At 40.9% G+C, this 23,271-nt stretch carries 25 protein-coding genes and 1 pseudogene; 14 read left to right on the top strand and 12 right to left on the bottom strand.

The genetic code is table 11. From position 1 onward, the window contains the following. Positions 1–151 precede the first annotated feature (151 nt). Complete coding sequence (locus tag H6G26_RS18230; protein ID WP_190730590.1) at positions 152–682, bottom strand: hypothetical protein; 531 nt, start codon at positions 680–682, stop codon at positions 152–154. Between the two features lie 220 nt (positions 683–902). On the opposite strand from H6G26_RS18230, the gene H6G26_RS18225 reads away from it, so the two are divergent. The 4 genes from H6G26_RS18225 (at position 903) to H6G26_RS18210 (ending at position 4,373) form a co-directional block, all read left to right on the top strand. Further along, a complete protein-coding gene (locus tag H6G26_RS18225; protein WP_190730589.1) occupies positions 903–1,709 on the top strand; it encodes an FHA domain-containing protein in 807 nt (268 codons plus the stop codon). Positions 1,710–1,935: 226 nt separating this feature from the next. After that, positions 1,936–2,289 (top strand): hypothetical protein, encoded by a 354-nt coding sequence (locus tag H6G26_RS18220; RefSeq protein WP_190730588.1) that lies wholly within the window; start codon positions 1,936–1,938, stop codon positions 2,287–2,289. A gap of 78 nt (positions 2,290–2,367) precedes the next feature. After that, positions 2,368–3,882 carry an AAA family ATPase gene (locus H6G26_RS18215; protein ID WP_190730587.1) on the top strand — a complete coding sequence of 505 codons (1,515 nt, stop codon included), beginning with the start codon at positions 2,368–2,370 and terminating at the stop codon, positions 3,880–3,882. A 140-nt stretch (positions 3,883–4,022) separates the two neighbouring features. Further along, on the top strand, positions 4,023–4,373 hold the full coding sequence (locus H6G26_RS18210; protein WP_012407317.1) for a DUF1257 domain-containing protein: 351 nt from the start codon (positions 4,023–4,025) through the stop codon (positions 4,371–4,373). An 81-nt stretch (positions 4,374–4,454) separates the two neighbouring features. Here H6G26_RS18210 and H6G26_RS18205 read toward each other — a convergent pair whose 3' ends face one another. Beyond that, positions 4,455–5,009: a HEPN domain-containing protein gene (locus tag H6G26_RS18205; RefSeq protein WP_190730586.1), complete on the bottom strand. Its 555-nt coding sequence runs from the start codon at positions 5,007–5,009 to the stop codon at positions 4,455–4,457. 4 nt (positions 5,010–5,013) lie between these two features. Continuing rightward, a complete protein-coding gene (locus tag H6G26_RS18200; protein ID WP_190730585.1) occupies positions 5,014–6,201 on the bottom strand; it encodes a DUF262 domain-containing protein in 1,188 nt (395 codons plus the stop codon). Between the two features lie 22 nt (positions 6,202–6,223). On the opposite strand from H6G26_RS18200, the gene H6G26_RS18195 reads away from it, so the two are divergent. From H6G26_RS18195 to H6G26_RS18185, 3 genes are all read left to right on the top strand, one after another. Beyond that, on the top strand, positions 6,224–6,541 hold the full coding sequence (locus H6G26_RS18195; protein WP_242053784.1) for a hypothetical protein: 318 nt from the start codon (positions 6,224–6,226) through the stop codon (positions 6,539–6,541). Between the two features lie 128 nt (positions 6,542–6,669). Then, the gene (locus tag H6G26_RS18190) at positions 6,670–6,927 is read left to right on the top strand and encodes a type II toxin-antitoxin system ParD family antitoxin (protein WP_190730618.1); all 258 of its coding nucleotides are present in this window, start codon (positions 6,670–6,672) and stop codon (positions 6,925–6,927) included. Continuing rightward, positions 6,924–7,223 (top strand): type II toxin-antitoxin system RelE/ParE family toxin, encoded by a 300-nt coding sequence (locus tag H6G26_RS18185; RefSeq protein WP_190730584.1) that lies wholly within the window; start codon positions 6,924–6,926, stop codon positions 7,221–7,223. The genes H6G26_RS18190 and H6G26_RS18185 overlap by 4 nt, the downstream gene beginning before the upstream one ends. A gap of 268 nt (positions 7,224–7,491) precedes the next feature. Here the strand turns inward: H6G26_RS18185 and H6G26_RS18180 are convergent, their stop codons facing one another. After that, a complete protein-coding gene (locus tag H6G26_RS18180) occupies positions 7,492–7,668 on the bottom strand; it encodes a DUF5678 domain-containing protein (RefSeq protein WP_229559735.1) in 177 nt (58 codons plus the stop codon). 70 nt (positions 7,669–7,738) lie between these two features. Next, a pseudogene (locus tag H6G26_RS18175) lies at positions 7,739–8,025 on the bottom strand (Uma2 family endonuclease); the annotation flags it as partial. A gap of 104 nt (positions 8,026–8,129) precedes the next feature. Here H6G26_RS18175 and H6G26_RS18170 point away from each other — a divergent pair. From H6G26_RS18170 to abc-f, 3 genes are all read left to right on the top strand, one after another. Continuing rightward, positions 8,130–8,450 (top strand): hypothetical protein, encoded by a 321-nt coding sequence (locus H6G26_RS18170; RefSeq protein ID WP_242053783.1) that lies wholly within the window; start codon positions 8,130–8,132, stop codon positions 8,448–8,450. Next, positions 8,450–8,791, top strand: coding sequence for an HNH endonuclease (locus H6G26_RS18165; protein ID WP_347242475.1), 342 nt, complete (start codon positions 8,450–8,452; stop codon positions 8,789–8,791). The genes H6G26_RS18170 and H6G26_RS18165 overlap by 1 nt, the downstream gene beginning before the upstream one ends. Positions 8,792–9,616: 825 nt before the next feature. Next, on the top strand, positions 9,617–11,239 hold the full coding sequence (gene abc-f / locus H6G26_RS18160) for a ribosomal protection-like ABC-F family protein (RefSeq protein WP_190730583.1): 1,623 nt from the start codon (positions 9,617–9,619) through the stop codon (positions 11,237–11,239). Positions 11,240–11,255: 16 nt separating this feature from the next. Here the strand turns inward: abc-f and H6G26_RS18155 are convergent, their stop codons facing one another. Together H6G26_RS18155 and H6G26_RS18150 are read right to left on the bottom strand one after the other, a co-directional pair. Beyond that, positions 11,256–12,002, bottom strand: a complete 747-nt coding sequence (locus H6G26_RS18155; protein WP_190730582.1) for a gamma-glutamyl-gamma-aminobutyrate hydrolase family protein — start codon at positions 12,000–12,002, stop codon at positions 11,256–11,258. A gap of 188 nt (positions 12,003–12,190) precedes the next feature. Beyond that, the gene (locus tag H6G26_RS18150) at positions 12,191–13,636 is read right to left on the bottom strand and encodes an alpha/beta hydrolase (protein ID WP_190730581.1); all 1,446 of its coding nucleotides are present in this window, start codon (positions 13,634–13,636) and stop codon (positions 12,191–12,193) included. Between the two features lie 156 nt (positions 13,637–13,792). Between H6G26_RS18150 and H6G26_RS18145 the strand changes: the two genes are divergently transcribed. Next, positions 13,793–15,088, top strand: coding sequence for a S41 family peptidase (locus H6G26_RS18145; protein ID WP_190730580.1), 1,296 nt, complete (start codon positions 13,793–13,795; stop codon positions 15,086–15,088). Positions 15,089–15,231: 143 nt separating this feature from the next. Here the strand turns inward: H6G26_RS18145 and H6G26_RS18140 are convergent, their stop codons facing one another. After that, on the bottom strand, positions 15,232–16,614 hold the full coding sequence (locus H6G26_RS18140) for a 1-acyl-sn-glycerol-3-phosphate acyltransferase (RefSeq protein WP_190730579.1): 1,383 nt from the start codon (positions 16,612–16,614) through the stop codon (positions 15,232–15,234). Between the two features lie 218 nt (positions 16,615–16,832). On the opposite strand from H6G26_RS18140, the gene H6G26_RS18135 reads away from it, so the two are divergent. Continuing rightward, on the top strand, positions 16,833–18,647 hold the full coding sequence (locus H6G26_RS18135) for a proline--tRNA ligase (RefSeq protein ID WP_190730578.1): 1,815 nt from the start codon (positions 16,833–16,835) through the stop codon (positions 18,645–18,647). A gap of 293 nt (positions 18,648–18,940) precedes the next feature. Beyond that, positions 18,941–19,555: a GerMN domain-containing protein gene (locus tag H6G26_RS18130; protein ID WP_190730577.1), complete on the top strand. Its 615-nt coding sequence runs from the start codon at positions 18,941–18,943 to the stop codon at positions 19,553–19,555. Between the two features lie 57 nt (positions 19,556–19,612). On the opposite strand, the gene H6G26_RS18125 is transcribed toward H6G26_RS18130, so the two are convergent. The 3 genes from H6G26_RS18125 to efp all read right to left on the bottom strand — a co-directional run bounded on the left by H6G26_RS18125 (position 19,613) and on the right by efp (position 21,260). After that, positions 19,613–19,960: a metalloregulator ArsR/SmtB family transcription factor gene (locus H6G26_RS18125; protein WP_012407243.1), complete on the bottom strand. Its 348-nt coding sequence runs from the start codon at positions 19,958–19,960 to the stop codon at positions 19,613–19,615. Between the two features lie 75 nt (positions 19,961–20,035). Further along, on the bottom strand, positions 20,036–20,593 hold the full coding sequence (accB, locus tag H6G26_RS18120; RefSeq protein WP_190730576.1) for an acetyl-CoA carboxylase biotin carboxyl carrier protein: 558 nt from the start codon (positions 20,591–20,593) through the stop codon (positions 20,036–20,038). Positions 20,594–20,702: 109 nt separating this feature from the next. Continuing rightward, positions 20,703–21,260 (bottom strand): elongation factor P, encoded by a 558-nt coding sequence (gene efp, locus H6G26_RS18115; RefSeq protein WP_190730575.1) that lies wholly within the window; start codon positions 21,258–21,260, stop codon positions 20,703–20,705. 196 nt (positions 21,261–21,456) lie between these two features. Here efp and H6G26_RS18110 point away from each other — a divergent pair, with 196 nt between their 5' ends. Then, positions 21,457–22,563 (top strand): peptidylprolyl isomerase, encoded by a 1,107-nt coding sequence (locus tag H6G26_RS18110; protein WP_190730574.1) that lies wholly within the window; start codon positions 21,457–21,459, stop codon positions 22,561–22,563. Between the two features lie 71 nt (positions 22,564–22,634). Here H6G26_RS18110 and H6G26_RS18105 read toward each other — a convergent pair whose 3' ends face one another. After that, positions 22,635–23,222 (bottom strand): Uma2 family endonuclease, encoded by a 588-nt coding sequence (locus H6G26_RS18105; RefSeq protein ID WP_190730573.1) that lies wholly within the window; start codon positions 23,220–23,222, stop codon positions 22,635–22,637. Positions 23,223–23,271: the final 49 nt, after the last annotated feature.

Genomic DNA, 23,271 nt, shown 5'->3' with positions numbered 1-23,271 from the left:
TTACTCGCTGATAGCTAAATCTATCAGGTTTGTGTACCCTCTCAATCATCATTCTGGGAGAGATGTGTATTTTGGGAGCAGAGGCAGAGGAAAATGGTGGAAAATAAACGGATTATCCTAACTCTTGTACAGACGCGATTAATCGCGTCTCTCAGGACTTCGGAATGCGATACTGCTGGGCAATGTAATAAAAAAAACGATAGTAATCTTGAAAATCTTGCCTCTTGCTTCGTCCCTGCCAGTAGTATTTCACTTGACTCTGAGTTAGTGTCAGTGTCATTGAACCTACTTGTTGATCAACTTCTACAACGATCACCCCAGACAGTCCTTGGGCGGTTTGAAAGTTGGGTTTTATCCTTTTCACTGACTCTTGATCTGTAACAATCGAATTTGGTAACTGCTGACTTGCCCACCCCCGAATTTCCACTGAGTTATCCTGTGGTGAAAAAAACGCAATTCCATCATCATTTGCTGGTGCTGCTAAAGAAGTCCAGTTACTCGGATATGGAAATTCAAAGCCATAACGGGAGTTGCTATAAGTTTTCCAGGCGATCGCTCCGGCGTTAAAATAATTTGCAGTACAACCCCACAAAATTATTAACAGGGCAATAACTCCGCTAACGCTTGCGGCAAACCGATAAATTCTTCGCCCCAAACTACAGATTTTATTAGCAGTAGCCATTTACATTACACATTTTGCCAAAGTTACTGATTTTATAGAAGTGCCAGAAACTCAGATCAATACCTTCGCCAATTTACTAGCTATTCTCGAATCCGTAAACTGCTGAAGAAACTGCACCAAAAGAGCGCTCATTAAAAATTCAATAATATTCAGGATATTTACCATTCTCTTTTGAGTTCTCAGTAGACAAACTTATAAAGAGTGCTTTATCACACAAACTATGCACAGTGCAACTCAGACAGCCGAACTAACTTTGGAGCTTTTTCACTTCCAAACCAACACATCTTTGCAATTTCCAGCAAATCTTTCTGTAATTTGCATCGGTAAGCCAAACGAGCAAAAACCACCAGATATTGATATTTCTGGCTTACCAGATTCGGATGTGGCATCTCGCATCCACGCGCAAATTTGGATAAATGGGGATGAATACCATATCACCGATTTGGGCAGTTCTAATGGCACATACATTAACGGTGCGAAACTTCAACCTCAAGTTTTTTTCCCACTGCATCCAGGAGATAAAATTTCTCTTGGGCAGGGAGAAAAAATAACTTTCATGTTTAGGGTGCAGCACTCTGCATCTGCCACAACAAATCCTCCGCCAAACTCCGCGCCCACAAGAATTACAGTATTTAACATCGGCAAAGAAGAGGAACAAGTAATCCTTGCCAGCAAGCTCATTGGCTTAGGACTAATCCTCGCAGGCGTTACATTTTTAAGTACAAGTATTTATGTGAGCGTCTACTTACGCAGCACACCTGGAATTTTGCTGTGTATCGGAGGTGTAGTAGCTCTAAATTGGGCTGGGCGCGATAATCGGATATTGGGATGGGTGTTGATTGGCATAGGAATTGCTCTATTCCTTGCCAGTGGTGTTGTAATTGGCTCTGTGTCTCTTTTTTCTATGTTGGTGTCATTCGCTGGCATCTCTTGTGGATATCAGTTGTTTGCAACCGGAAAGGTGTTCAACTTTAATCCGCTTACGCTCCAAATAGTTAAAAAATCAGCCAACTCAGGCAATCATTAAATTAGCGATCGCTAATTTCCATTGAGGTTTGAGGTTTTGAGTGCCTAAGTCCTGATTAACTCTGAGAGGTTTGTAGTCAGCTATTTATCACTCAATAAACAGTATTTCAGCCTCAAATGTAAACAAATGTAACAATATTGGCGTCAAAACGTTTTACTGTCTTGACAACCAATAGAAGAACCGATAATTTAATATACATACCCGGGTAAGACCGTTAAAGAGTTATATGCAAACGCAAACTAAGCAAAAGGTCACTTTGTATTTGTCGCCAGAGTTGCACAAAAAATTGAAGATTCGTTCAGCAGTCGATTCAGAACCAATGTCAGAACTTGCAGAACGTGCCCTCGTTTTTTACTTATCTAATTCAGAATTGGTTGACGAGGTAGAAGATTCTTCTTATGGGCGGACTCATAGAGTTTATTCGTGCCCAACTTGTGATAGCTCACTAGTATTACGTGATGGGGAACTGGTTACTTTAGGCAATCAACCAGGAGTAGTCGGTCAACCACATCTTTCCATTGATGAAATGGATGAAGATGAAACCTATCCCAAGGGTGAGGAAGAGTTAGTTCCTTGCTAGATAGATATTAATGATTCGGTTGTCTTTACCAGAAGCAATGTCTCTACTGTCTCTATAAGGTCTCAAGTAGGTCGAAGTATGAACCAAGAGCTCAAGATCCTAATTCAAGCTCAATACCCTTTAATCTACCTTGTGACCTCCGAGGAAGAGCGGGCCGAGCAAGCAATTTCCACAATCGCCCAGTCAGAGTTAAAGCCCCAGCGCCGAGTATTTGTTTGGACAGTAACACACGGGATTGTAGAGTATGGTCAGCCCCGGAATGTTACCCAACACAATACCGTGTCTCCAGAGGCGGCGATCGAGTGGATAATTCGCCAGAAAGAACCTAGTATATTTATTCTTAAAGATTTACATCCTTTTATTGATGCGCCTGCAACAAACAGATCGTTACGTGATGCGATCGCTAGCTTTAAAGGTACGCAAAAGAACATTATTTTGATGTCACCGATGCAACAAGTACCTATAGAGTTAGAAAAAGAAGTTGTTGTTATCGATTTTACACTGCCAGATATGGCAGAGTTAAATAAAGTACTAACTCAGCACGTAGACCAAAATCGTGGTCGGCGGTTGACAACAGAAGCCAGAGAGAAGCTTCTTAGAGCAGCTTTAGGTCTAACTAAAGATGAAGCTGAGAAAGTCTACCGAAAGGCACAGGTAACAACAGGGCGTCTGACGGAAGATGAAGTAGATATCGTTTTATCTGAGAAAAAGCAACTAATTCGGCGCAATGGAATCTTAGAATACATTGAAGAAGATGAAACCATTGACGCTGTAGGTGGCTTAGAAGAGTTAAAAAGATGGCTCAAGCAACGCTCTAACGCTTTTACAGAAAGAGCAAGAGAGTATGGTTTGCCTCAACCAAAAGGGATGTTAATTCTCGGAGTTCCCGGTTGTGGTAAGTCATTAATTGCCAAAACTACTTCCCGACTGTGGGGTTTACCACTGTTGCGGTTGGATATGGGGCGAGTCTACGACGGCTCAATGGTGGGACGAAGTGAAGCAAACTTGCGAAACGCCCTGAAAACAGCAGAATCTATTTCCCCAGCGATTTTGTTTATCGATGAATTGGATAAATCCTTTGCTGGTAGTGGAGGTTCTTCCGATTCCGATGGGGGGACTTCAAGTAGAATCTTCGGCTCCTTCCTCACATGGATGCAAGATAAGAAATCACCAGTATTTGTGATGGCAACTGCTAACAGAGTAGAACGCTTACCTGGCGAGTTTCTGAGGAAAGGACGCTTTGATGAAATTTTCTTTGTGGATCTGCCAACACCAGAAGAACGGCAGGATATTTTCAATATCCACCTAACTAAGCGCCGTGAAGACATCTCTCGATTCGATCTTGAGCAACTAGCTAAGATGTCTGATGGCTTTTCTGGGGCAGAAGTTGAGCAAGCGATCGTTGCGGCAATGTATGAAGCTTTTGCCCAAGATCGGGAGTTCACCCAACTAGATATTATTGCTGCACTGAAGGCAACATTGCCGCTGTCTCGAACGATGCAAGAACAAGTAACGGCTCTGAGAGATTGGGCCAGACAGCGCGCACGCCCCGCAGCGTCCTCCGTAGCTGAATATCAGCGAATGGAGTTCTAAAAGCTTTCCTCTGCCATCCCAGGGGGAAAGGCTAGCTCTAAATGCTAGCAGTTAAAAAAAAAGCCGCATCCTGCTAACGCGGCTTCGCCCAAAACAAACCGTTGTCGTTTTTCTCAATCTTCTCATTGGAGGAAACCCAAATGTCTCACTTTAGCACCCTGCGTACCAAAATCACCGATGCCGAAATCCTCAAAGCTTCTTTGCGCGACCTCGGTATCAGCGTAAAGACTGAAGCTGATGTCCGTGGTTATAACGGTCAGCGCGTCCGTTCTGACATCGTTGCTATGTTAGATGGCGAATATGACCTCGGCTGGTCTCGCAACAGCGATGGTTCTTTTGACCTAATCGCTGACCTGTGGGGCGTTGCTAAGAAGCACAACCAAACCGAGTTGATCAACTCCATCAACCAAAAGTATGCCGTTAACAAAACTTTGGCTGAAGTAAAACAACGCGGTTTGCAAAACGCCAATGTGAAGTTGGTATTGCAATAACAATTTCTCTGCGCGTTCCCAAAGCTGCACGGGTTAACCATATAAATAGCGGTTAGCCCGCTTTTTTATCGGGACTGAGATTTATTTCTCAGTCCCGATTTTTTCGGCTTCATTTTCATTTTTTTGTAAGCATTGGCGAAGTTTATCAGGTAAAGCATCTTTGTAAAGTAGATAGATTTCATCAGATGTTTTTTCTAGAGAGAATGTACCAAAATCTTGATGAACTAATCTATTTCTTTCGCGTCCTATTTCAAGAAATGCCTTAATAGATGAACTCAGCTGTTCGCTATTTCTAACTTCTTGTTTGATAAAATTTGAAAATATATCACCAAATAAACCAAAAAAACTATTTGCATTTGTATCTTTCCAATTGAAATACGTATGATATTGTCTACTTATAGCCTTATTATTCACAAAGGAAACTAAAAGCTCGTTTTTGTTAGATATTTCACCCATGTATTCGAGAATGTCATTAGTTATACGGTGTTCAAAATAACTTGCTGCGGATAAAAGTAAAGCTTTTCTAAAATTTTCATCTACTGTATTTCGGAGTGATATTTCATTTCCTTGTTCAATATATTCTATTAAAGTTTTAAACTCTTTATAGAGCCTATCAACACCTGTTTCTTCTAGCACTTTTCTACCCTTGAATACCTAAAATATCTTTAGCCCGTTTTAAACGAATTTCAACATTTGTCTTTTTTGTTGTGCCTTCTGAGGAAGCCTTTATAAACTGTCCATCAGTTTCTATTTGCTTAATTTTACTAATGTCTATAGGAGAATCTAAAAACTCATGCTGTAAAAATATTGGTTTACATATACTGGCAAATACAGCTTCAAAAAGTGCTATATGAAAGCGTTTGTTACGTTTTCCAATAAATGGATCTTCAGGTAAAGATTCAAACTGCCTTAGAAATGATTTAAACAAGTTCTCAAGATAATCATTTTGCTCTTGAGTATTTTTTCTACTCCTTCTTGAAAAATTATTTAAAAATTTTGGTAGTGAAGGAGCATAGTCTTCTCCATCAATCAGCATGGCAAAACCTCGAAGCAAAAGCTCAACGTCTTTCATGTGAATATCTGGCTCATTCATTTGTAATAATTTTCGCCATCCTTCTTCCATATTTAGACGATTAAGCATTTCGTAAAAAGGAGAATGATATAAGCTGGCTCTAATCTCTTGCGGATACAAATTAACACCACCCGAATTTAAACGATTAAATATTTCATATATTGAAGAACTATCATCTTTAGGGAAATTTTGTTTAACTATTACGTTCCGAATAGGTCTAAGCTCAAACTGTGTTTTGTAGTCACCTAAAGTGTGGTAATTAAGTCCTTTAAATTTATTAGGCTGTTCGGGAAGCTTTTGTGTAAGACTTAGATCAAACTTACTAAAATAATTTTCGTTGCTCAATATTTTATCGGGAATAGAACCATCTTTTTCAAAAATTCTTCTTAGTTCAACCCGTTTCTCCTTAAGAGGAAATCTACCTTTAATGAAATAGTATATAGACATTAATCGTTGCTGTCCGTCAATAATTAAAAATTTATTTCTTGCTTCTTCATATAGAAAAATTTGTGGAATTGGTAAACCTAAAATTATTGATTCAATCAGTTTAGATGCTCTGTTTATATCCCAAACATAATTTCTTTGAAACCCTGGTATTTTAACAGCACCAGATTCCATAAAGTTATAAATTGTTATTACATTAAAATCATTTGGTGTAGAGGTTAAATCATATTCATCAATTTGAAAATCATCCTCTTCGTCAGCATAATCATTAAACCAAATTTGTTCTTCATCAAAAGGGTAATTATTATCCATAACAATAATTGTTGCTTTTACTATGCACTGTTCGGTTAGTAATACATTATACTCTTATACCTGTGGGAACATTAACGATCTTGAGCCTGTCTCTGTCCTTTCTGATGAACAAGTCCTGGTGCTGACCGAACTGCAAATGGAAGCAGAACAGGATGCTCGGTTGAGCGAAATGCTTGATCGCCAACAATCAGGTACTCTTAGTGAAGGCGATCACTCAGAGTTACAAACCTTGATGCAGGTATATCAAGAAGGACTTTTAAGAAAAGCCACTGCGTTGAGTGAAGCAAGCCGTCAAACGTGGGTTGATTCAACCCTTAAGCTAGTGAGTAAGATTCATTAAGAAGTCGGGATATACTCTTGCATCTTGTCTTGCAAAACTTGCAAGCCATGCCTACGGCGGTAAACTACGCTTTCAGAACGCAATTGAATCACAAACTGGTACAAACTTTTTTAGCTGAGGTACAAGTTATGAATATCACACTCAAGTCAGAAATAGAGCAATTTATTCAAGCGCAAATTGCAAGTGGTAGATTTGCTAGTGCAGAGGATGTTATCAATGAAGCTTTTAGGTTGCTTCAAGAAAGAGAACGGCGAATTGAAGAATTACGCCAAAAAATTGCTGTAGGAACTGAACAAATCGCTAAAGGACAAGTAACTGATGGCGAAGTTGTTTTCGCTAGATTTCAAGAAAAAATTCGGAAAATTGCTGAGGAGTCTGACGAATGAGTAGTTATTCATTTTCAGATGAAGCAATTCAAGATTTAGATGAAATTTGTGAATATATTGCTCGCAGTAACCCAAAAGCAGCTAGTAAGCTTTTTGATGATATTCGTAAAAAGTGTAAGTTAGTAGCAGATTTTCCCAGTATGGGGAAAAGTTACAGAAGACTTGTAACGAATTTGCGCGGGTTTGTTGTGGATGATTACATTATATTTTACTATCCCAGCGAGGATGGAATTAGTGTTACTCGTGTTGCAAGTGGTTATAGAGATTTAGAATCTTTGTTTGAAGATGAGGAATAAATTTTTGAGTTTGAGTTAAGCTGTTCGTCATCTAGTTTTACACGGCAATCTAGGACAAAAAAGGAGTTCAGGCGCTAAATTATCAAATTTAGATGCGCGTCAGCTTAGGAACCTTGTTAGGCAAATTTGGGTTTCTGCTGGCTAGCATCCACCTACTAAAGTTTGACTAAAATTACTGCCAATCATGGATGGTGGGCGACGGTGCGAAAGCAAATTGGTAAAATTTCTATAGAACAGTATGACGTGGAACTAGGTAAATCAAAAAAGGCTATTTCCCAGTATTAGCTAATGCTAAAACTTCGCGTAAATTTTCGCTGTGAGCAATTATTCCATTTGCATTGTAAGCAACATATTGATTTTTATATAAATCTAATAACATCTGGCGGTTACGATTCAACCACTTAAGTATTTCATCTCTTTCTTTTTTAGAGAGTATAATGTTCATTTATTTAATGTTTTCTATGTATATGAAATATCTCTGGCACTATTTTTAATCGTCTGGTGCAAGATGTGAGCTACCAAACCTGACTTAAATCCAAAACAAAACCAGGTAGCAAAGGGTTTTAGGATTATCTAATACCTCAACCGCAATATTAGGACGATAAATAAAAACTCGGCGTTGTTTTCTATTAATTAACCAACCAAGTTGCGTGCCATTATCAATATACTCTTGCATCTTGTATTGCAAAATTCGTAAATTATCGCTCTGGGAACGCAATTCAATCACAAACTCAGGACAAATCGGTGCAAACTTTTTTCGCACTTCTAGTGGTATGGCTTCCCAGCAATCGCGTTTTATCCATTTGCAAGTGAGAATAGAGAGAAGTATTTGCAAGAGCTATGAATACCTAGATCATCATTACCCTGCCAGATGAAATTTACCAACGTGCAGAACGCTTTGCACGGTTGGCAAATCGTGATGTTGCCAGCATTTTAGTAGATACCATTCAACTTTCAATTCCGCCTGTCAATGGGGATGTTATTGATCTTGAGCGTGTCTCTGTGCTTTCTGATGAACAAGTCCTGGTGCTGATCGAACTGCAAATGGAAGCAGAACAGGATGCTCGGTTGAGCGAACTGCTTGATCGCCAACAATCAGGTACTCTTAGTGAAGGCGATCGCTCAGAATTACAAACCCTGATGCAGGTATATCAAGAAGGACTTTTAAGAAAAGCCACTGCGTTAAGCGAAGCTGTCAAACGTGGGTTGATTGAACCCTTAAGCTAGTGAGCCAGATTTCTGAACAAGTCCGGGTGCAGATATGGATACAGGCGAATCATCAATGTGGTTATTGCCTTAGTCTCCAAAAGTATGTTTTGGGAATTTTAGAAATTGAACATATCATTCCTAGAGCAGCAGGCGGTACCGACGATGAGGAAAATCTGTGGCTTGCCTGTAGGTTATGCAATGCCTACAAAGGTATTCAGACTCATGCCAGAGATGGAGTAACAAACCGTAAAGTCAAACTCTTCAACCCTCGTCAACAAAAATGGTCACATCATTTCACTTGGACAAACAACGGCACTCAAATTACAGGTTTGACTGCCTGTGGCGTGCAACTGTATTAGCTTTGCAACTGAATAATCCTTATGCTGTAACCGTTAGGCAAGCTTGGGTGTCTGCTGGCTGGCATCCACCAACTGAAATTTGAGCAAAATTACTGCATTTTAACTGTTAAACACGATTAAATTATTGAATTTATTTCTTACCAAACCTGACTTAAATCTAAAATAAACCCTGGTAGTAATTGCTCATCACAAAGTATTTTAAGGTTATCTAATACCTCACTTGATCAAAATTTCCATTCCCAGTTTCTTTTGCCAGGATCAACTGTGTGCCTACGTTAACAGGGTAGGCACACAGTTAGCTCAATCAAGCAGCAACCTGTTTGCATAATTCATCCCGTATTCATACGCCCACATTTTTAATTACGTTTTTGGAATCCCGTGCTACCATAATGTAGCTAGAATTAAACCTGAATACGCCTCAGATAGCTGAAATGAAGTAGTAGCAAAAACCCTTGTTCATAAGCAACAGGGACTGGCAAAAGAATTTTTTTGTTTTAAACAATGTCTCACCTGTTGTGGGATTAGTGTTCCCTTTGGGTTAGCTAATTTTCCTACGGCAGGAAACGCGCTTGTAGAAATAGACTTATCGCCCGTCATAGCAAGGTGACAAATATTCACTTTACTAAATAGAAGCATGGATTGCTTTCATTCCCAACTCTTCTCTTTAGAGGGAAGAGAGAAGAAGTCTAGCAGTCTGTCGCATTAATTCAGGGCTTACGCAACCTCAACGGTATCTTGAGGATTTCACATATTGCAGACTTCCCAACCCTCTACTAGATTGGGAGGCTTTGCGTAAGCCTATAATTTTAAAGGAGTTTGGAAAGAATGCAGAAAAAATCAATATTGTTAGCTGAAAACTTAGGCTATGAACTTAGCTCAACTAGGGCTTTATTTAAAGGTGTTCATCTCAGCATTGCAGAGAATGATCGCATTGCTTTGGTCGGCTCTAATGGGGTGGGAAAATCAACTCTCTTAAAAATTTTGGCTGGTCAACTCAATCCCACAACGGGTTCTATTACGCCTCAAAGCACAATATACTACTTACCTCAAATCAGCACTATCAAACAGGAAATCAAAGCAGACACAGTTCTTGATTTTCTGAGTTCTGTTTCTGAAGAATGGTGGAATATTGAGGCAATTCTGGAAACACAATTCAATACCACGCTTGACTTATCCTTACCACTATTCAATCTCAGTGGTGGAGAACTCACAAAACTATTCTTGGCTATTGGTTTAGCGCAACAGCCAAAAGTGTTGCTATTAGATGAACCAACTAACCACATGGATTTGATAGCGTTAGAAAGTTTAAAAGACTTTCTCAATAACTTTGAAGGAGCATTTGTGATTGTTTCCCACAAACCATTTTTCCTAGACCAACTTACAGATACAACTTGGGAACTCACGGCAGAGGGAGTCAAAGTTTACGGAGGTCATTTTTCTTTATACCAAGAACAAAAAGAAACAGAGTCAGAAGCAGCATTGCGATCGCATGAAGTTGCTAGAAAAGAACTCAAACGTGCTAAAGCCTCAGCACTACAAGAACAGCAAAGGGCAGCCCAATCCCGCAAAACAGGTCAGAAACTAGCGGGTAGCATTCCTAAAATTGTAGCTGGGGCAATGAAAAGAAAAGCAGAGGTGACAGCAGGAATTGCAAAACAAAAACATGGAGGAATTGTTGAGAAGGCAACACAGAAATTTACAGATACAAAAGTCAGAACGACAAAGGCTACAAGTATTCAATTGGAACAAAGTAGTCAAAAACGGAGAAATCTCATTGATATTCAGGGTGCAAATCTTTGGGTAGGCGAACGCCTGCTGATTGAAAACATTCAGCTTCATATTTCTTCGGGCGATCGCATAGCTATAGCTGGTGCAAATGGTTCTGGCAAATCAAACCTAGCAAAAGCTATTTTAGCAACATTGGCAACAGATATAACAAATAAGTTATCGATACTTAGAGATAGCACATCCGCTATGCTGGCTTCAACATCCACAACTAAAGCTGTATATCTCGACCAAGCTTACGAAATCGTCAATCGCCAGCTGACAATTATCGAAAATATGCAAACTGCCAACCCCAATCTTAGCTATCAGCTTTTACGTCAACAGTTGGGACACTTCTTATTTAAATATGATGATGTCAATAAACCAGCATCGGTGTTGAGTGGGGGTGAATTAGCAAGGTTAGCGATCGCTATGATCAGCATTTCCAAAATCGATCTGCTGATTCTTGATGAACCAACAAACAATTTGGATATCGAAACCGTTAATCAAATGGTAGAAGGTATCAATGAATATCAGGGTGCGCTTTGGGTAATTTCCCACGATTTGGATTTATTAAGTCGCATTGATATTAACAAAGCTTACAAGTTGAGCGAACAAACCTTGCAGATGACCACATATCTACCTAGCGAACCCGAACAATACTACCAAGAATTGTTGATTTAGCTTTCCAAAACCTACACTAGCCGCAAGCAGTTTTTGGAGGAAGCGATCGCGCAGCCTGAACGAAAGCTTGAAAAATTTTTTGATGACTAGGATCAGAAATTGAAAGCTCAGGATGCCATTGCACACCAATTGCCCAAGGATGATGTTTATGCTCCACAGCTTCAATTACCCCATCATCTGGAGCATGACCAACAATCCGCCAAGAAGATGGTACTTTATCTACTGCTTGATGATGCCAAGAAACTACAGATATACGAGAATTCTGTACACATTTAGCTAGACGGCTTTCTACATCTATTCTGACAAGATGTTCTGTCGGTAAGCGTCGTCCAGGTTCAGGCTCTAGACGATGTAATGTAGATGTACCATAAACATTTGGAATGTGAGGAATTAGAGTACCCCCACAAATGACGATAAGAATTTGTAAACCGCGACAAATACCAAATATTGGCAAATGGCGTTCAAGGGCAAACTTGGCAAGCTGCAATTCAAAAGCATCACGTTCGCGATCAACAGAATAAATAGTAGGATCAGCAAAACCGTTGTAACAAACAGGGTCAATATCTCCACCACCAGAGAGAATTAATCCATCCAAAGAGTCTAGAACTAAGGCAGGGTCAATTTCCCCTGGTGGTAACAATATGGGAATACCACCTGCGGCACGGACTGCATTTATATATTCACTTGGTAGAGAAAATGGTAATGCTGCAAGGCGACCGTAAGTTGTTATGCCAATCAATGGTTTTCGAGATTTTCTACTCATCTTGATGCTATTTCAGTATTTCGTTTAGTAGTTTAGTCAGTGGTGCTTGACGATCGTTGTAAGCACGAACTAAACATACTAGACTGCTCACCCCAGTCATGAGTTTCTTTAGTTCTTCACTTGTCACCAATTCTCCATCAAATTGTTAAAGCAGGGAATGTTTGAGTAGAAATAGAAAAATGAAAAATTTATGACAATGGAAAGGCAGATGCTAATACCCAACCAAAAAATAAACTACTACCAATAGCATAAGCCCAAGCATTATTCAGTAATTCAGAACAAAATGAAAAAATCGCCATAAATACAGGAAATAATGGCAGTAAAAGGTAAATAAAGCTTAATTGTGGCAGAAAATAAAGCACTAGAATAAAACCACCAATTAAGACTGTGCTTTGTCCTAGCCACCACAAAGTTCGCTGACCAAAATTAAGATTTTGCTGTGCCACTCCAGAAGCTAAAAACCAAGGAAAACAAGCAACTGCCAGGATAGGAAAAATTTGCAAACGTGCCGGGATTAACCACCACTCTAACCATACTACCTGTGCCATTGCCCCAAAACCAATCGATAATATGATAAACAAGGTTATGCCAATTACCAAAGCTCTGGCTGATGGCAGTTGTAGTGGTGCCATAGCAATCAGCCAACTTAAACCTGCTACTCCAAACCAAATACTAACTGCTCCACCTACTAATACTCCACCCAAGCCATCAATATCGCTTACCCGATTGATTAACATGAGTATACCAGTAGCTACAAAAGGTGCTATTAATAAACCCATCCAGCTTTTTAACTGTCCTGTTTTGTAAGTAATAGAAGAATCAGCCAAAATAGGGGCGATCGCTGCAAGCAGAGTTAACCATGCCAGCAAGTGTAAAAAATACCACAGCATTCGGTAATCAACATAGTTACTCTGGTTGTTTATACCGAAGGTGCTATTAAGCCAATCTTTAGCAGCCTGATGACTAAAATGGCGAAACAAAATTGTAATATGTTCGGCATTGGAGATAACAACTAACTTTCTTGCTTTCCCCTGAGCAAAATTGGAATTTTCTCCACCACCAGCTTGGAGTAAACGCTTTGCATTGCCAACAAATCTATTTTCCCAACTTCCTGCCTGTAATAAGAGGTTTCGGGGTACATTTGCTGTAATTGACGCGCCTGTAGGCGAGACTGCTACAGTTGCAGCATAGCGCGAAGCCTGATTGATAGCGGCAGACATTACAGCACCACTACCCATTGAGTGTCCTAATGTGGCCAAACGTGATTTATCTACCTCTGGTTGCTCTACAAGTACTGTATATGCAAGATTTAAATTCTGCTGAAGTGAGTTTTTTTCTAGAGGTTTGGTATTAGCGGCATGGCTATTAAAATCCCACAGCATGGTAGCATAACCTGCATGAGCTAAAGTGTAGGCATAAGCAAGCATTAATTGTTTAGAGCCTGCATAACCATGTGCAATTAAAACACCAGGAACATTTTGAGCATTCTTTGGCGCTATATATAATAACGGTATCTGTTGACGTTCCATCTTGCGTACTACAAGAGAAGTCTGCACCCTAAGCACACTCCACCATGAAAGAGCAATTAACGCTAATGCAATAACTGCTAAGACTAAACGTAGGCTTTTTTTCATATTTTAGCGTTGCCAGTAATCACAAATATTTCATCTGTTGCATTATCGCAAAGATAAATATTCAGTGTACAAAAATTCAAAATAGTACAAACGTAACTAATAACTAAGGATTTTCATGACTTGTGATGAAGTTGCTGATTTAAGAGACACAATAACATGAAAAAATTCCAGCTTACTTTCTTAAAACTTTCAGCTAGAGTATTTATTTTAAGTATTTCTCTTTTGCTTCTAACGTGGTTAAGTTCACCGCTTATGCCAATATTAGCAAAACCAGAAACTAAAATTTTTGAGCAAGTTTGGCAAACAGTAAATGATAACTTTTACGATCCCAACTTTAATGGAGTAGATTGGAAGGCTATTAAAAAACAATATCAACCTCAGCTAATAAAAGCTTACTCAAGCAAAGATGCTGCTGTTGTGCTTAACCAAATGCTTTCTCAGCTCAAATCTTCTCATACTCGATTTTATACTCAAGACGAACCTGCTTACTATCAACTTTTAGGAATTTTCTTACCTCAAAGTCCTGACTTAAATAAGCAATTAAAACAGTTTTTCCCCAAAGGGAAACTTGAATACACTGATATTGGCTTGTTCACCAAAGATATCAATGGCAAAACATTTACTAGCTCTATTCTTGATGGAAGCCCTGCTGCGAAAGCTGGCTTAAAGGTAGGGGATCAAATTTTAAGTGTTGATGGTTATCCATATCACCCAATACACTCTTTTGCTGGAAAAGCAGGGCAAACTGTCAAAATGCTGATACAGCGATCGCCCGAACTGAGCAGCCAGCAAGAAATTGCTGTCGTACCAAAAATTTTTGATCCTAGCACGATGTTCTTGCAAGCTCAAACAGCCAGTATTAAGCTAATTGAGCAAGATGGCAAGAAAGTTGGTTATATTCATATATGGTCAAATGCAGCAGACCCCTACCAGCAACAACTTCAAGATGAACTGATTTATGGTCGCTTAAAAAATGCAGACGGTTTAGTTTTAGATTTAAGAGATGGATGGGGTGGAGGAGATGTTAGTTATCTCAATATGTTTACTGCCAAACATCATCTCAGTGTCACTAACATTCCACGAAACCAAAGCCGTTATACCTATAACTATCAATGGAAAAAACCTGTAGTGATGTTAGTGAACTCAGGCAGTCGTAGTAGTAAGGAAATTCTCGCGTTTGGGTTTCAACAAAGTAAGATTGGTCCAGTGATTGGAACTCAAACGGCGGGAGCCGTACTTGCAGGTCGTCCTTATTTAATGCGAGATGGCAGCTTACTTTATGTTGCAGTTACGAATGTATTTGTAAACGGCAATCAAAGGCTGGAAGGTAAAGGCGTAATACCAGACATTAATATTCCATTTCCCCTAGAATATGCCCAAGGATTAGATCCTCAAAAACAAACAGCTATAGAAACTGTGTTACAAGCAAAATTCCTACCAATAGATAAATAGCTCAAAATGCTTCTAGAGAGCTAAAACTAATTTTTTCTGTTTATCGATAAGTTTGCTTGCTAGGTTACTAATGTGAGGCACTTACTCTTCCTCATTGCAATTGCAGATAATGGTGAGCGAGAGGAATAGCTTCACCATCATAATTAAATCAATCCTTCTAATGCGTGCTGCAAATCATTTGTCACATCAGCAACAGCTTGTCTAGCAGCCAAGCGATTTTCCTTATACGCCGGATAATGCTCAGAAATAGATATGGGTTTACCCACAGTAATTTTTACCTTTTGCTGACCCAACTGCGGACGCTGTATACCTTTATCGCCTTTGATTTTAGCAATCATTTGCCATAAAATTAAAGTCGTCTCAGCAAACCTTTCTACCGTCGGTTTTTCACGAATATAATTACCAGAAACTGCCACAAAACTTTCTACTAAACGCATGTGCCACATCCGCGCATTCGCTTCTTCAGCCACGCGATCGCCTAAAGCTCTTTCTACAGCAGATACACCTTTTACATCTTTAAAATCTTCTCTAAATATATAATTCCACCCTGCTTGTTCTACTCGCCGACATCGGTCGCTTAATGTACCTTTTGACTGTAAATCAAAGTACTGTTCTGATATTAGTAGTGCTGCATTCAATAAAGCTTGTAAACGAACTGCTAACGCTTCATTTCTATCTTCGATTTCTCCGACTAATGTTTTGGCCTCTGGCAGCTTTAGATGATAAAACCGCGTGTAAAATTTTTCCATTAGCGAAAGTAAATGTTCTGCCAAGGTTAATAATCGCGGATAAAGTGACTCTATAGAAGCATTTTCTGCTGAATTCACAGGTAAACCACTAGCCCCTTCTAATTCACTTAAAAGATTTGCGATCGCACCCCAAGGAGCATCAACGTAACTATATTTAATCCCAACTGGTACAATTAGAACCTGTTCGGGGCGTTCAGCTTTGTGCAAGTCTTCAGCACACCAGAAGCCTAATTGGGCAATACCGGGTTCCAGGGGGCTGATATTTTCCGATAAACCATTAGTTGCACCCTCTGGCGCAGCAGCCATCGGAAATTTTCCATTGGCAAATAAGTCACGCGCCGAACGTAACCCTGTCCAGTCAGCCTTACCTCGCTGAATCGGAGTCCCACCTAAACGAGAAGCAATCCAGCCTACGTGGGAACCTGCCCACAGAGGAATGCCGCGATCGTAGATAAAATGAGCGTGAATCGGAAATTTTAGCGCTGTGTTTTGCGATCGCGCTATCTTTGGTACAAGCTGAGACAGCAAGTAGGCCAAACAAAATGGATCGTCTGTTTTAGGATGGCGAAATGCCAGCATAAAACGGATTTTACCCTCCTGAAACTGGCGATAGAGATCCACCAGAACCTCTACGTTGTCTGCTTCAATTTGGGTAATAGATGTTTGCCAATTTATCCAACTGGGTAGCAACAGATGGACGACTTGTAAAAATAAGGGATTAAACGCCGGAGGAATAAATTCTAAGGGTGGCTGTGCTTGATAAATTACATCTGCCAAGGTAGTTTTCTCCTAAAGGGACTGAAGAGTGGGGAGTAGGGAGTGGGGGAAGCAGGGGAAGTAGGGGGAGAAATCAATTCAAAATTTAAAATTAAAGAACTTCTGCCTTATGCCTCCTCTTTCCCAATGCCCAATGCCCCATGCCCTTTGTACTTCATCCTTAATACTTCATACTTTAGTTGACATAGAAATTAGTGATCAAAGAAAGGCTATAAACGATGCGACTGTCACAAATGTTATTCGTTACACTCCGGGATGATCCAGCTGATGCTGAGATTCCTAGCCATAAATTATTACTCCGTGCAGGCTACATTCGTCGCATCGGTAGTGGTCTTTATGCTTATTTGCCTTTGATGTGGCGGGTATTGCAAAAAGTTTCCCAAATTGTGCGGGAAGAAATGAACGCTACAGGCGCACAAGAATGCCTCTTACCACAATTACAACCTGCTGATTTATGGAAAGAATCGGAACGCTGGGACACTTATACCAAAGCTGAGGGGATCATGTTTTCCCTAATTGACCGCCGTGAGCAACAATTAGGATTAGGCCCAACTCATGAAGAAGTAGTCACAGCGATCGCTCGTGATATGATTCGCTCTTATCGCCAGTTACCACTGCACCTCTACCAAATTCAAACCAAATTCCGCGATGAAATTCGTCCCCGCTTTGGTTTAATGCGCGGACGAGAATTTATCATGAAGGATGGCTACTCCTTCCATGCCGATGAAGTCAGCCTCAAAGAAACTTACCAGGATATGTATAAAGCCTATAGCAATATGCTGCGGCGTTCTGGTTTAGCTTTTCGGGCAGTGGAAGCTGATTCTGGTGCAATTGGTGGTTCTGGTTCCACAGAATTTATGATTTTGGCGGAAGCTGGTGAAGATGAAGTTCTCTACACTGAGGATGGTAAATACGCCGCTAACGTAGAAAAGGCTGTTTCTTTACCAATTGATGCCGAAACTTCACGGTTTACAACCTACGAGAAACGCGATACACCTGGAACAGAGACGATTGAAAAGGTCTGTCAACACCTCAACTGTTCTCCCACTCAATTAGTGAAAAATGTCCTTTATCAGACAGTTTATGATAATGGTATGACGGTGTTGGTTCTGGTGAGCATCCGAGGCGATCAGGAAGTTAATGAAGTTAAGTTGCAAAATGAATTGACCAAAGTCGCTCCTGAATATAGCGCTAAAACTATTATTAGTTTGAATGTGCCAAATGTAGAAGCCCAGCAAGCATGGACAGCTAAATCTCTACCTCTAGGCTACATTGCGCCAGACATCGCAGATGAGTATATTACCGCCAACAAACAGATCCATCCCAAGTTTTTGCGCTTAGTGGATCAAACAGCCGTTGATTTAAAAAACTTTGTTACAGGTGCGAATGAAGCTGGTTATCATGTAGTCGGTGCTAATTGGGGCGAGAAATTTACACTACCAAGGCGAATAGTAGATATACGTAAAGCAAGACCAGGTGATCGCGCCATCCATAACCCAGAACAAACCTTACAAAGCGCCCGTGGAATTGAAGCCGGTCACATCTTCCAATTAGGCACTAAATATTCCCAAGCGATGGGAGCAACTTATACCAATGAACAGGGTGAAGAGAAGCCGCTAGTTATGGGTTGTTTTGGCGTGGGTGTATCACGATTAGCACAAGCTGCCGTAGAGCAATCTTATGATAAAGATGGGATTATTTGGCCAGTTGCGATCGCACCTTATCACGCGATCGTCACAATTCCAAACATAAAGGATGCTCAACAAATCGAAATCGCCCAAAAACTTTACACAGAACTCAATTCCAGGGGAATTGAAACCCTACTAGATGACCGCGATGAACGGGCTGGAGTTAAATTCAAAGATGCTGACTTGATAGGCATACCTTATCGAATTGTAACCGGGCGGGCGATCGCTAATGGCAAAGTTGAAGTTGTAGAAAGAGCCACCCGCAAATCTCAAGAAATTGTCATAGAGGAAGTTACAACTACACTTCATAAGTGGATTACCGACGCCATTCAGGTAAAAAATTAAAGGCAAGGTTTTACGCAAAGCTTCGCAGAGGAATAAATATTTTACTTTGCATTCCTCTGCGTTGTAAATTTCATCTCTAAAAAGAATGAGATTTACATAATTTGGCAGGTGACGGATTAGAAATAGAAATTCTAAAATTAAACCAGAGACTTGCACAACTAAAAATAAATTGCCTTTTGAGGCATAAAGTCTCCTTTAGATAGTGGGAAACTCTTCAGTTACAAGTATCGTCGTTAACCAGGCTGCTCCCCATATAACTACCATATCAGCCCTCAGTCAGGAAGGTTTTGAACATGAAAGACCAACAAGGATCTAATCGTATTTCTTCAGGCACAATCGCAGCTGTCTCAGCAGTGGTTTTAGCGGTAGGTGGTGGTGTGGCTTGGTTTACTTCCCAATCCAACAATATTCCTACACCATCAAATCCCTCTGGGCGCATCGAACAGCCGACACAGCCATCAACTAGGCAGCCAGCTAATGAGCAAACCCCTAATGTTTATTGGCTCAGATCAACAGACAAAAATGTTGCTTTAGTCCCCCAGCCTGTTAGAGTGGCTTCTATACGACCCAACCAGCCATTAGAAGCAGCTTTCCAAAGTTTGTTGGCAGGGTCACCAGCCGAAGCGACAGATTCCACAACTATCCCCAAAGGAACCAAACTTTTGGGGCTAAAGTCAGAAAATGACGAAGTTCACGTTAATTTATCTGAAGATTTTACCAGTGGTGGTGGTAGCACTTCAATGATGGGTCGCGTAGGGCAAGTTGTTTATACTGCGACAAGTTTAAATCCCAAAGCCAAGGTGTACATTGACGTGAACGGCAAACCGTTAGATGTTTTAGGTGGTGAAGGTGTAGAGTTACAACAGCCACTAACTCGTGAAAGCTTTCAGAAAAATTATCCGCTTTAGTCATTGGTCATTGGTCATTTGTCATTAGCAAAGGACAAATGACAAAAGATAAAAGACCTAACGTTTACTATTTAATACACGAAAATTACGGGCTTGTTCTTCTAACCTTGTGGCAAGGCGATCGCAAACCCGATTACACAAATCAAAAATCATTTCATCTTCTACCCGGTAATAGGCGCAAGTTCCTTCACTGCGGCGGCTAAGGATACCTGCTTGCCACATTACCTTCAGGTGTTTTGACACATTTGCCTGAGAAGTCTGTGTTGCCTCTACCAACTCTTGCACGCATTTTTCTTCATCCCGTAATAAGTGGAGCAGCCGCAGACGCATCGGCTCACTTAACAGGCTGAAGTATTCAGCTACTTGTTGCACCACTTCTGGTGGTAAAGGCAACGTTTGTTTCATCAGGATTAACCCGCAAGGACTGAAGTTTTAACGATGACTCATTTGGAATGACTCATTTGATATATAGATTAATACTTAATCAGGGTTAATTCGCATCAAAGGTTGACCATATTCTACAGCGTCACCATTTTGGAGAAGAATTTCCATCACCTGTCCAGAGACTTCGGCTTCGATTTCATTCATCAGCTTCATGGCTTCAATGATACAGACAGTTTGACCCTTGCGGACGCGATCGCCCACTTCCACAAATGCCGCTTCCCCCGGCGCAGGAGCGCGATAAAACGTTCCCACCATTGGGGAAGGCACTTCTACTAATCTTTGGTCAATGGTTGAGGGAGGATTTACTGACAACTGCAATTGTGTGCTAGTACCAGTATTCTCAAACACACGAGATGTAGATACCTCCGTTACCTGACTTGCGTTCATCTGGTTTCCTCCAGATGAACCCGATATCAGTCCCGAACCTACCACACCGCCTAATGTCGGTTGACCTACCGACAACATCTGATTGCTGACGCTCACAGCCTTACGGACTGTTAGTTCAAAATCATCGCTTTTGAGTGTTACTTCTGCAATATCTGTTTGTGCGATAGTTGCCAGTAGTTGGCGGATTTCATTAAAGTCCAATGGCACAGTTTTTATTACCTCGACCTATCCGTAAATGAGCATCTTAAGTGTGGCAGGGATTAAATCCCTATGTAGGGATTTCCATCGGGAACAAGCATCTCCTTAGAGATGAAAGTTATTCCCTGCTGATATACTTATCTTCCTGGGTATCAACTTTGATGCGTTCTCCTTGAGAAATAAACAAAGGAACCATCACAACTGCACCAGTTTCTAGAGTTGCTGGTTTTGAGCCACCAGTGGCAGTATCACCTTTTAAACCTGGATCTGTTTCTATAATTTCCAGAACCACAGACTTAGGCAAGTCTACTCCCAGTACCTGGTCGCCCCACTTAATAACTTCAGCTTCCATACCTTCCTTCAGGTATTTGACGCGATCGCCAATTTGTGCACGGGTCAATCTGCCTTCTTCGTAGGTTTCCATATCCATAAAGACGAACTCATCGCCCTCTTTATAGGTATGCTGCATCGTACTTTTTTCTAGGGTGGCTTGCGGGACTGTTTCCCCAGCCCGGAACGTTTTTTCCATCACGCTCCCACTTTGGACATTTTTTAACTTAGTTCGTACAAAGGCAGAACCCTTGCCTGGTTTGACGTGCAGGAATTCAAGCACTCGCCATACAGACCCATCTAATACAATTGAAACACCGGGTCGAAAGTCGTTACTGGAGATCATGAAGCTTTCAAATTTTGGAAGACAATCGGCATTTATTGTACCCTTCTAGAGTCGTCATTGGGCATTTGTCATTTGTCATTTGTCATTTGTCATTTGTCCTCTGCCCTAGACCTCTGATCCAGTCATCACTTAACGTGGGAAGATTATTTATGGGTTACGTCCAATCAACAATTTAATGCTGCATTTGAGTTATCCCATGCTTAACTTATTAAAATCCTGGCTGAAGAACAGCCTAATGGCAATACTGCTGGTAACAATATTTTTAGGCATAACTACAGCTGGGTGGACTCCCTCCAGTAGCGCCGCGCTGCCAGCCGGCAACGCAATCACCGACGGCAAGGCTTTGTTGCGGTATGCACTCCCGATAGATAACAAACCTGTACGGCAACTACAAGCCAGTTTAGAGGACATCTCTGCCCAACTCCGGGCGAATCGGCGATGGGGTGCTATTTCCAAAGACATCAGCAAAGCATCCCGAATTCTCGATAAACCCTCCCAAATATTAACAAGCGTTCCCGCAGAACGCCAACCCCAAGCGGAAGCTTGGATTACCGAGTTGAAATCTGGAGTGGGTAAATTAGAAGAACTGGCGAAGAGCAAAGATAAAGAACAAATTCTCCAAGAAAGAGGCAAACTTCTTGATCTCATTACTCAGCTAGAAGAGTCAATGGTGAAAGAATTCCCCTTTGAAGTGCCTGCCCAGTTCAGTAACCTGCCACAACTTAAAGGTCGTGCCACTGTAGAAATCAAAACTAACAAAGGCGATTTGACCCTCGTAGTGGACGGTTATAGTGCCCCTGTCACTGCTGGGAATTTTGTAGATTTGGTGCAGAGGGGTTTTTATAATGGCTTAGAGTTTACCCGTTCTGAAGAATCTTACTTTCTGCAAACTGGAGATCCCGTCGGCAAAGACGTAGGTTTCATTGATCCAAATACCAACAAATATCGTGCTATTCCCTTAGAAGTCTTAGTTGAGGGTGATAAAGAACCTACCTATGGGATTACGCTAGAACAAGCTGGTCGTTACATTGATATGCCAGTTCTGCCTTTCTCTGCTTTTGGTGCAGTGGTAATGGCTCGTCCCGAAAGTGAAGTAAATGGAGGTTCTTCACAATTCTTCTTCTTTCTCTTTGAACCAGAACTCACTCCCGCCGGACGCAACCTATTAGATGGTCGCTATGCCGTTTTTGGCTATCTCACCGAAGGCAAAGAAGTTTTGGATCAACTGAAGGCGGGTGACAAAATTGAATCGGCAAAAGTCGTTCAGGGAATAGAAAATCTGGTTGAACCGCAAGCAGCATAAGAAGGAAGCAGGGGGAGATGAGGGAGATGAGGGAGATTAATTAATAACTCCTAACTCCTGTACAGACGCGATTAATCGCGTCTCCCCTGATTCAGATTTCCGGCGGTGAATATTCGATCAACTGCAACCGCTAATTCTGGAAAAGTCCGTGATACAATTTGCTGATTAGCAGTAAAAAGTGTTTCTTCGTAAAATCCATCTTCCAGTAGTAACACTGTAATTTTTCCTTCTAGCGGATCTACAATCCAATATTCAGGAACCTCTAAGGCCGCATATTCAGATCGCTTATAGCGATAGTCCCGTTTCAGCGACTCTGGACTGACCACCTCGACAATTAGTAACGGGGGTGACTGAAATACTGCTGAGGCATTCAACAATTCTCTGGCTTGTTCCACTGTCACTACACACAAATCAGTCAACCTAGATTTATTTCTACCCGTTCTCACCCCACTTTCCCGAAAACTCAGCCAAGGTGAGCTGCAACGTTTGATTTCTGCATCTAGTAATTGCTCAAGAAATTTGGCAATCAGAAAATGTTCAATAGTTGGTGGGTTCATTAGCTCTAGCTTGCCATCCACCAGTTCATAATGGAAACCGTTGCCATCATCATAGGTTAAGTACTCCTCAAATGTGATGCTGGTTACTGGTGTTGTTACCATCCCAACTGACTCCTAGACGATACCCTTATTTTAAACAGTAAAGCAAATC

The sequence above is a fragment of the Nostoc sp. FACHB-888 genome (assembly GCF_014696655.1).
Taxonomy (GTDB): domain Bacteria; phylum Cyanobacteriota; class Cyanobacteriia; order Cyanobacteriales; family Nostocaceae; genus Nostoc.
The sequence above is the reverse complement of the archived record's forward strand: the minus strand, read 5'-3'. Positions and strand labels throughout refer to the sequence as shown.